Genomic DNA, 9109 nt, shown 5'->3' with positions numbered 1-9109 from the left:
CCGGTTTGAGACAGTTTTTATGATTATTTGAGGCGAATAGCGAGCTATTCAACGAAAAGAATCATAAAAAATGGCCAAATCCGGCTTTTTCGCAGTAGGTCAGTGGTAAGTCCGACAGGCTCCTAGCTTTGCGTTTAGAAACTAGATTATAACGGCTCTGTTTGACCCAGAAGGTAAGCAGAGCCTAACCAAATAAGCTGCCAGCAGAGTTACAAATCAAGCATATACTCTTTGGCGGGTGGAATGTTTTTCAGGTCACCATGGTCTTCGAGGAATTTGGCAAAGCGATTATAGCGTCCTGTGTCTTTTGCGGCAGGTCTGAGCGCAAAGCGTGAAACAGTATCAAACCATGCCCGTTTATTAAGTTCGTTATCCAGTTTTTTGGGACTGTAATCTCTGAAGATTTTCCAGGACTCTTCCGGGTTATTCACAATAAACTGGGTGCCCAACTCAATGGCTCGAAGGAATCTCCTGATTGCTTCCTTATCACTCTTCTTGCTGTTAGCAATAAAGATCAGCTCATCGTAGGGCGGAATGCCGTTTTCTTCGAAATAGAACATTTTGCCCTGATGACCTTCAATGGCCAGCTGGTTCAGCTCAAAGTTTCGGTAGGCACCCATAATGGCATCTACGCGGCCTGATAGTAGGGAAGAGGACATATTCCAGCCGACATTGACCATCTTGATGTCTTTGGAAGAAAAGCCATATGGCTTGAACAAAGTGTCCAGAATGGCATTTTCATTACCACCCATATTCAGGCCAATGGTTTTGCCTTTCATGTCTTTCAGGGATTTGATCGGACCGTCTTTCAGGACAATCAGTCCGTCCAGGGGCGTCGCAACCAGAGTCCCTGCCCAGGCCAGCGACAGACCGTTGACAACGCCATGGATCAAGCTGGGCTGATAATACACAGCAAGGTCCACGTCACCGGCAGCGACCAGTTTAGGGGGCAGGTTAGGATCAGCAGGTTCCTGAATGTTTACCTTCAACCCCTGATCCTTGAAGTAGCCGTTTTCCTGAGCAATCACAATAGGTCCGTGATCCGGATTGACGAACCATTCCAGCATCAGGTTGAGATCTTTATCGGATTTAGCGTATGAAAGTGAGGTTGCCAGCAGGAGTGACAGCAGAACAAACACTTTCCTGAAAGACTTTTTCATTTCTTTGGCCTTAGGCATGGGTACGAGCAAGGTTATGAGTCCTCAACCGGTTGGGAATATGAAAGTCAGGTGGCAGGTTGCCAGGGAATCAGTTTTTTCAGAGCCAGGTCAGTGATGAAATAGAGGCTGACAGAGCAGAAAGCCAGTACTGTCAGGGCAGCAAACATCTGGTCCACCCAGAGACGTGCATTTGCCTGCAGCATCAGATAACCCAGTCCTGCACTGGAGCCTACCCATTCACCGACGACAGCGCCGATAGGAGCGACAACCACCGCGACTCTCAGGCCTGAGGCCAGGGCAGGGAGGGCAGCTGGCCAACGGATATGACGCAGCACGGAAAAACGGTTGCCCCCCATGGTTTTGGCCATGTCCAACCAACCCTGATGGGTATGACGCAGGCCGTCATAACAACAGGTGGCCACCGGAAAGAAAATCACCAGTATGGTCATAACCACTTTGGAAGCCAGACCGTAGCCGAACCAGAGCATCAGTATAGGAGCCAGAGCAAAAACAGGGACAGCCTGGGTGACCAGCAGCAGCGGGAGTAACCAGGGGCGAAGGGCTACGAAATAGACCAGAATCATGGCCAGAAGAATGCCGAACAGCACACCCAGTATCAGGCCCAGCAGCATTTCCGTCATGGTCACCAGGGTGTGTTCCCATAGCAATGAAGCATTGTCGTACATGCTGATGAACACGGCCTTGGGGCCAGGCAGAATATATTCCGGCATGGCGAACAGTACGACGATGGATTCCCAGACAATCAGTAAACCGAGCACAACCAGAAGAGGTTTAAAGAGCGGCATCACAAATAGCGGAATCAAGGGTTTCATGAATGCGCTTCCTCATTTCTGAGTCGTTCCAGTAACTCGCCCTGGAGGTTCATGAGCTTGTTGTTTTCCAATGATCTTGGTGGCGTACCGGGTGGCATAATAGCCTCGGTTAATGTGGCTGGCTGACCCTGCAGGTGGTAGATGTGATGGCCCAGTCTCAATGCTTCCAGGGGATCATGGGTGATCAGCAATACGGTTCGGTTAGCCAGCAGCTCACAGGCAAGGTCCTGGAGGTTCAGTCGGGTGATGGCATCCAGAGCCCCAAAGGGTTCGTCCATCAGAACCAGTGGGCGATTTTCCATGAGGGTTCTGGCCAGAGCGACTCGCTGCCTTTGTCCACCTGACAGATTCTGGGGCAGTTCACTGGACTTATTCACAAGTCCGACCTGCTTCAGAATGTGTTGGGCTCTTTCCATCGCTTCAGCAGGTACTTTTTTACGGCTAAAGAAAGAACTCCTGAGTCGTTCACCCAAAGTGATATTGTCGATCACCGAGAACCAGGGCAACAGCAGATCCTGCTGGGCCATCCAGGCGATTCGACCTACCAGGGAAAAACCGTCCTGACAAAGCACACTGCCGGAAGTGGTCAAACCTCCCTTTCTATTGGCTGAAGGCTCTGAGGAAAAACCGGCAATGAATCGCAGCAGGCTGGTTTTGCCAACACCACTGCCTCCGAGCAGGCAGGTACATTCACCACCCGCCAGAGTCAGATCCAGGCCATTGAAAATAACCTTATCGCCGTATGCCAGCGCTGCATCTTTTACTACGACATCAAACATTCGGGCCTGATCACCAGTATTTGTAGAAATGGTGAACGGGACCGTTACCCTGACCGATGTTCAGCTGATCGGCGTGGGCAATCGATTCGGCAATGTACTTTTTAGCTTCAGGAATGGCTTCATTCATGGTGTAACCACGAGCCAGTAATGCCGTGATAGCGGAAGACAGTGTGCAACCTGTGCCGTGAGTGTTACTGGTTTTGATCCAGTCAGACTCCAGTCGGTGCAGGGATTTGCCGTCGTGATAAAAATCGACCGCTTTGTCACCACTGAGGTGACCGCCTTTGAGAAGCACTGCCTGAGACCCCAGAGCCAGCAAAGGTTCAACCATATCAATCATCTGGTCCAGGTTTTCGGGCACTGGACGGTTAAGCAGGACAGCGGCTTCGTGCAGGTTGGGAGTGATCAGGCTGGCTTTAGGAATCAGTGATTGCTTGAGTGTCTCAATAGCGGCCTGTTGCAGCAGAACATCTCCGCTGGTGGCTACCATGACCGGATCTAACACCAGATAAGCCGGGCTGTAGTGAGCCATTGCATTGGCAACGGTGGTGATCACCTCAGGCTGGCTCAGCATGCCCACCTTTACGGCTTTAATGGCGAGATCAGAAAAGACGGAATCCAGTTGTTGCCGGATAAAGGCAGGTTCAACGTCAAATATGCCCTGCAAGCCTTGAGTGTTTTGTGCTGTCAGGGCGGTAATCACACTGCTGCCATAAGCACCCAGTGCTGAAAAGGCTTTCAGGTCAGCCTGTATACCCGCTCCGCCACCACTGTCCGATCCAGCAATAGTGAGGGCTATAGGGGTTTCATTGGTTATCGTCATTGTTCGGTATACTTCTGTGAACTGACGTAGAAAAGTGCTCAAGAGCTAATGAAGGCGGGGATTACGGGCAATTAGCCCAATGCACTAGGCTCGTGCTCGCCCAACCGTCGGTTTCCTACGCCAGCATAATCTGGTTCAGGTTCAATGGGTTTCTCTCAGTCTGGAAAACGTACGTTTCAGACACCCCAACCAACGATGCGAGTCTATTTTGTTTCCGAAGGGATGTCTATTCCTCGAAAGGCCCGTTACAACCCAATTCCGGGTGTTTTGGCTCATAAGGAAGGAAGAAACGGTGCATTTCCCGGAAATCATGCTCCTGGTCTCCGGTCATCGTCATTGGCTCACCGAAAACAACACGTTTGTTCCCAAAGTCGAAAGAGACTGGAACGATGGGAATATCCGCGCTTCTGGCTATGTGGTAGAAACCGGTCTTCCAGCGTTTTACTTTGGAACGTGTACCTTCCGGAGTGATCACCAGTACAAAGTTATCCGCCTTGCGAATCTCTGCCACTGATTGTTCCACCCGGTTGATGGATTTGTGGCGTTCGATGGACACACCGCCCAGACCTTTCATCAGCCAGCCCAGGGGAGGATAAAACAGAGTGTGTTTACCAAAGAAGCGTATTTTAAGGCGAACAGCGAGCTTGGTCGCAGCACCCACAACAAAGTCCCAGTTGGATGTATGGTGAGCAACAATGACAACATACTTGTCGATTTTGGGGAGTTCGCCTTCCAGCTTCCAGCCGCCCATCAGCCAGAGCATCAAACGTCCCAGGCTCTCCAGAATAAAAGTTCGGGAGCCATAGTTTTTGTCAGCGTTCAGGCTGCTCCAGGTTTTTTTCTCACTCATCGCTTTCTTTCGTTTGGATTACCGCTGGCACTTCTTACAGTAACAGGTACTGCGATTTCCCAGCCGGATCTCTACTATTGGTGTTGAACAATGAACACAGGGCTCACCCTTGCGTCCATAAACGGCCAGTTCCTGTTTGAAATAGCCCGGCTTTCCATCGCCTCCGACAAAATCCCTCAAGGTGGTTCCACCTTGTTCAATAGCTTTTGCCAGGGTCTCTTTAATGCTCTCGGTCAGTCGCTCATAGCGGGCTTTGGATATTTTTCCGCAAGGTCTATCGGGTCTGATGCCGGCCTTGAACAGGGCTTCGTTGGCATAAATATTTCCCACTCCAACCACCACATGGTTATCCATAATGAAGGTTTTAACAGGCTGTGATTTTCCCCGGGAGCTGAGATAAAGCCTTTGAGCAGTGAATTCATCACTGAGTGGTTCTGGACCGAGTTTTCTCAGTAAGTCGTGTTCCATGACATTGTCGTCGACCCAGAGAACCGCTCCGAATCGTCTCGGATCGGTGTACCTCAGTCTTATGCCATTACTGAATAGCAGATCGACATGATCATGTTTTTGGACGTCCTGTGGTTCGTTCAGTATTCGCAGACTTCCGGACATACCCAAATGAACCAGCAAGGTTCCAGCATCCGTTTGAACCAGAAGGTACTTTGCCCGTCGTGTTACGGAACGAATAACCTGCCCGGATAAACGTTGTTTCAAATAGTCCGGAATTGGCCAGCGCAGACGTGGATTGCGAACAATAACATCGGTTACGGTTTGGCCTTCAATATGAGGTGCAATACCTCTGCGGGTGGTTTCAACTTCAGGTAATTCAGGCATCCGCCAACAGTAGCAAATCTGTCATAAAAAGGCGATGCGATAAGCCTTTGAGTTGGACTGATCCTTCAGTGGTAACTAGGTAAAAATCCCGCGCAGACTTTAGAAAATTCACGGCAAATTATCCATATCAAATTTTATGGCCTGACTGGTAAGATGATTCCACTTTTGCCCCGGTTCAGTATTGGTAAAAGCACACCATAATAGTGAGAAAAAATGACAACCAGTCCACCTTTATACCAACGGTATTTTAAGGAACTCAGAGAACTTATTTATTTATCTGCCCCTATTCTGGGCGCACAGCTGGCGACCACCGGCATGGGCTTTGTGGATACCAGTATGGCGGGCCAATACTCTGCCCAAGACCTGGCCGCAGTCGCCATTGGCTCCAGTATCTGGGTGCCGCTTTACCTGTTGATCAGGGGCATTCTGATGGCAACGACACCGACCGTTGCCCATCTGTTTGGCGCTCGAAAAGTTGATCAGATTGCCTCACCGGTTCGTCAGGCTATGTGGCTGTCCCTGGTTTTGAGTGTTATTGGTATGGTTCTGATGATGAATTCCATGCCATTGCTTAACTTTCTGGAAGTTGATAAAACCATGGCTGCCAAAACTGAGGCATACCTTGGGGCGTTGGCCTGGGGGGTGCCCGGGATCTGTTTATATCAAACCATGGTCAGTTATTGTGAAGGGCGCTCTATTACCAAACCGGCCATGCTCATCAGTTTTGCAGGCTTGCTGATCAACATTCCAGTTAACTATGTACTGATTTATGGCAAGTTCGGTTTTCCTCAAATGGGTGGTGTAGGTTGTGGCTATGCGACCGCTATTTGTTTCTGGGCCATGTGTCTGCTGATGTTCTGCTACACCCGGTTCAATGAAAAGCACAAAGCTGTGAATCTGTTTGATCAGTTTGAATGGCCGGAGATAAGCAGTATTGCTGCTCACCTGAAACTGGGTGTTCCCATGGGGCTGGCGATCTTTTTTGAAGCCAGTATCTTCTCGGCAGTAGCTCTGGTGATTGGCAAGCTGGGAGCGGTGACCGTAGCAGGCCACCAGATAGCGTTGAACCTGGCCAGCATGGCTTTCATGGTGCCGCTGAGCATGTCCATGGGAATTACCATCCGGGTGGGACAGGCTCTGGGGGCGGGTGATCCTCAGGCGGCAAGATTCTCTGGGTATTCCGGTATCGTCGCTACTCTGCTGACCGCTACGCTGATGGCCATCATGATGTGGGTGTTTGCTGATGCACTGACTTCTCTCTATACCCAGGATGTTGCGGTAAAAGCGCTGGCTGCCCAGTTGTTGGTTTTTGCTGCATTGTTCCAGTATGCCGACGGGATTCAGGTGGCTTCCAATGGCGCGTTAAGGGGCTATAAAGATACCCGTGTGCCGATGATCATTATCCTGATTGCCTGCTGGGGCATAGCTCTGCCATTGGGCTATACACTGGGACTGACTGATCTGATAGCAGATGAACCTATGGGGCCTCATGGGCTCTGGATAGGTCTGGTGCTGGCTCTGACACTTTCAGCCGTGTTCCTGCTATTGCGCTTTCAATCCTTTAGTAAGAGGGAAGTTGAGAAACAGTCTGTTTCCATGAAAGTGGCTGCAGTGGTTTAAATGGATACTGGGAAGGCTTTCGGGCTTAAGTCAGTTTCGGACTGACTGGCTCCTGGAAAGAAAGAGCCGGCGAATGCCGGCTCTGATGAATAATCTTCTGGATCAGGGTTCCAGAAGTTCTGCGATTTCCTGTTGAAGCTGGATATGCTCCTGTTCTACTGCCCGTAGACGTCTATTTTCTTCTCTGTATCGTTCATTCTCATGCCTGAGGTCATTCACGTCGGCATCAATTAAGGCTTCAGCTATTCCCAGGTTGCGATTAGCTTCCTGAAGTTGCTCACGAAGTCTGTTTTCAACAGTAACTTCTGGTGCTTCCAGGAACACCTCTTCAGCGCCTTCTTCGAGCATCCTTACTGCATTTTGGGCTGTGAGCAGTTGTTCTTGAACCGTTTCCAATTGTCCCTGCTTCCGGCCTAAATCTTGATTACGCTCAACAAGGGCGTCTTCAAAGCCAAGGCGACGTTCAAGTTCATTATTGAATTGTCTGAGAGCATCGGTATCGGCCCGTTCTGCTGCACAAAGCTTTGCTTCTGCCCGATCATTCAGGATATGAGTTACAACTCGAGTGGTTATTCCTGCAAAAGCAGCAGTAGCAGCTACTGCAAAGCCAACCTGAGGGAGTACACAGAATGGTGCCAGAACCGTCACAGAGTGCTTGAGCATGTTTTTAAAGCTGAAGAAGCTGTCTTGAGCGTTTTTCTCATGCCGCTGGGCTTTGGTATCTGATTCTTTGATTTGCTTAACGGTGGTGGCAAATGCTGCGTCAGAGTTTCTTCCTGCCTGTTGAAGAGCCGTTTTGAGAGCCTGGTTGTTCTCAGTTTTTACTTGAGCCAGCTCAGAAGATCTGCCCCAGGCTTTGTTGATATAGCCAAGAACAGGAACAACAGTGGGGGCTGCAATAGCAGCGCATGAAGCGCTCTGGCCCAGTGTTGTGACCACTGACTCAGGAAGCCAGGATGCAGCGCCAGCCTGAAGTGCAGCAATTTTGCTGGTCACAGGTGCTATGTACGGGGCAACACAACCGTTAATGTAGTTAGCCGCATCGTTGGCTAACGTGACTGCTTTTCCCAGATAAGCCGTAGTCGCTTCCATTTTCGTCGGCTCGATATATTGCACATAGTGCGAGCCGTTATAGACGAATGTTTTTCCTGCTGTTTCCATGCTTCTTCCTCCATGTTATTGAGCTTGATTCAGCGTCCTTCTCTGTGACCTCTATAAATTAAGACTGTTCTAAAAGAGGGAAGTTCTTTAATCGGACTGACAGGGTGGTTAGGCTTTTTGGGGGAGAATAAAAAAAGCCGGCTCGAGGTCGGCTTGTAAGGTTAAGGGCGATTAGGCTTGAAGAAGTTCATCGTCGTCTTCGCCGTCTTCTATAACGATGGCTACTTCATCCGGGCGGTTTCTCAGAACCTCGATTTCAGCATCTCTGCGAGCTATGCCATCATTCTGCTGTTCAATCAGAGTGGCTGCATTTGCCAGCAGGTCACCTTGCAGTACAGCATTGGCTTCAGTAGCGATCTTCTCTTCATGAGTGTCCTTCAGCTCTTGCAGTCTGTTTCTGAGCTGTCTCAGTGACGTAGCGCTCTTCTGTTCAGCTGTAACCTGACTGGCTTCACCACGATGGTTCAGAACGTGAGTCACTGCCCGTGTGGTAAGACCGACCAGAGCTGCTGTTCCTGCTACGGCAAAACCAACCTGTGGAAGAACACAGAAAGGAGCCAGTACAGTGACAGTGTGCTTGAGCATATTCTTGAAGCTGAAGAAGCTATCTTGAGTATTCTTATTATGCTCGCGGGTCATCAGGTTGATCTTGGCAGTCTGTTTCTCAATGGACTCGATCGCACCATCGATATCTTTGTCAGACTTTGCCAAAGCGCTGAGTAGAACCTGCTGGTTTTCAGTTTTAAGATCGCTCAGCTCAGAGCTTCTGCCCCAGCCTTTCCAGAGATAGTTGACGATGGGCAGAACCGTTGGGCCTGCAAGAGCAACAACTGCCCCTGCTGTGGTAGATCCCAAACCTTCAACGGCGACTTCCTTACCCAGTGTTGAAGTCACTGTTTCTGGTAACTGGGCAGCGGCCGACGTTTGCAGTTGTGCAATTGTGCTGGCCACTGGTTCAGCAGCGGGAGCTACAACACCATTGATGTAGTTTGATGCGCTGGTGAGTGCGGAAACGGCTTTTCCGAAGTACTCGGCAGCTATTTCCATTG

Annotated in this window: 9 protein-coding genes and 1 riboswitch; of the genes, 1 reads left to right on the top strand and 8 read right to left on the bottom strand. The window is 49.9% G+C overall.

What is annotated here, in order from left to right:
• Positions 1-209: 209 nt before the first annotated feature.
• From ACR2PX_RS05405 to mutM, 6 genes are all read right to left on the bottom strand, one after another.
• On the bottom strand, positions 210-1160 hold the full coding sequence (locus ACR2PX_RS05405) for an ABC transporter substrate-binding protein (protein ID WP_433998344.1): 951 nt from the start codon (positions 1158-1160) through the stop codon (positions 210-212).
• Between the two features lie 65 nt (positions 1161-1225).
• Positions 1226-1993 (bottom strand): ABC transporter permease, encoded by a 768-nt coding sequence (locus ACR2PX_RS05400; protein WP_433998343.1) that lies wholly within the window; start codon positions 1991-1993, stop codon positions 1226-1228.
• Positions 1990-2772: an ABC transporter ATP-binding protein gene (locus tag ACR2PX_RS05395; protein WP_433998342.1), complete on the bottom strand. Its 783-nt coding sequence runs from the start codon at positions 2770-2772 to the stop codon at positions 1990-1992. Before ACR2PX_RS05395 ends, ACR2PX_RS05400 begins: the two co-directional genes overlap by 4 nt.
• Before the next feature lie 10 nt (positions 2773-2782).
• Positions 2783-3595: a bifunctional hydroxymethylpyrimidine kinase/phosphomethylpyrimidine kinase gene (thiD, locus tag ACR2PX_RS05390; RefSeq protein WP_433998341.1), complete on the bottom strand. Its 813-nt coding sequence runs from the start codon at positions 3593-3595 to the stop codon at positions 2783-2785.
• A 95-nt stretch (positions 3596-3690) separates the two neighbouring features.
• Positions 3691-3793, bottom strand: a riboswitch (TPP riboswitch).
• A gap of 28 nt (positions 3794-3821) precedes the next feature.
• The gene (locus tag ACR2PX_RS05385; protein WP_433998340.1) at positions 3822-4445 is read right to left on the bottom strand and encodes a lysophospholipid acyltransferase family protein; all 624 of its coding nucleotides are present in this window, start codon (positions 4443-4445) and stop codon (positions 3822-3824) included.
• Between the two features lie 18 nt (positions 4446-4463).
• Positions 4464-5279: a bifunctional DNA-formamidopyrimidine glycosylase/DNA-(apurinic or apyrimidinic site) lyase gene (gene mutM / locus ACR2PX_RS05380; protein ID WP_433998339.1), complete on the bottom strand. Its 816-nt coding sequence runs from the start codon at positions 5277-5279 to the stop codon at positions 4464-4466.
• Between the two features lie 213 nt (positions 5280-5492).
• Here mutM and ACR2PX_RS05375 point away from each other — a divergent pair, with 213 nt between their 5' ends.
• On the top strand, positions 5493-6899 hold the full coding sequence (locus tag ACR2PX_RS05375; protein WP_433998338.1) for an MATE family efflux transporter: 1407 nt from the start codon (positions 5493-5495) through the stop codon (positions 6897-6899).
• Positions 6900-7001: 102 nt separating this feature from the next.
• Here ACR2PX_RS05375 and ACR2PX_RS05370 read toward each other — a convergent pair whose 3' ends face one another.
• Both ACR2PX_RS05370 and ACR2PX_RS05365 read right to left on the bottom strand, forming a co-directional pair.
• The gene (locus tag ACR2PX_RS05370) at positions 7002-8060 is read right to left on the bottom strand and encodes a hypothetical protein (protein ID WP_433998337.1); all 1059 of its coding nucleotides are present in this window, start codon (positions 8058-8060) and stop codon (positions 7002-7004) included.
• 171 nt (positions 8061-8231) lie between these two features.
• Positions 8232-9109 (bottom strand): hypothetical protein (locus ACR2PX_RS05365; RefSeq protein ID WP_433998336.1); only part of this gene is annotated, 878 nt, incomplete at its 5' end.

Origin of the sequence: Endozoicomonas sp. (assembly GCF_051008435.1) — a bacterium.
Taxonomy (GTDB): Bacteria; Pseudomonadota; Gammaproteobacteria; order Pseudomonadales; family Endozoicomonadaceae; genus Endozoicomonas_A.
Note: the sequence above shows the minus strand (reverse complement) of the source record. Positions and strands in the feature narration are given on the sequence as shown.

What these genes read in the sequence shown, in the direction of transcription:
- ACR2PX_RS05395 (WP_433998342.1), bottom strand. Translation starts at nt 2,772, where the DNA reads ATGTTTGATGTCGTAGTAAAAGATGCAGCGCTGGCATACGGCGATAAG.
- ACR2PX_RS05370 (WP_433998337.1), bottom strand. Translation starts at nt 8,060, where the DNA reads ATGGAAACAGCAGGAAAAACATTCGTCTATAACGGCTCGCACTATGTG.
- mutM (WP_433998339.1), bottom strand. Translation starts at nt 5,279, where the DNA reads ATGCCTGAATTACCTGAAGTTGAAACCACCCGCAGAGGTATTGCACCT.
- ACR2PX_RS05375 (WP_433998338.1), top strand. Translation starts at nt 5,493, where the DNA reads ATGACAACCAGTCCACCTTTATACCAACGGTATTTTAAGGAACTCAGA.
- ACR2PX_RS05405 (WP_433998344.1), bottom strand. Translation starts at nt 1,160, where the DNA reads ATGAAAAAGTCTTTCAGGAAAGTGTTTGTTCTGCTGTCACTCCTGCTG.
- thiD (WP_433998341.1), bottom strand. Translation starts at nt 3,595, where the DNA reads ATGACGATAACCAATGAAACCCCTATAGCCCTCACTATTGCTGGATCG.
- ACR2PX_RS05400 (WP_433998343.1), bottom strand. Translation starts at nt 1,993, where the DNA reads ATGAAACCCTTGATTCCGCTATTTGTGATGCCGCTCTTTAAACCTCTT.
- ACR2PX_RS05385 (WP_433998340.1), bottom strand. Translation starts at nt 4,445, where the DNA reads ATGAGTGAGAAAAAAACCTGGAGCAGCCTGAACGCTGACAAAAACTAT.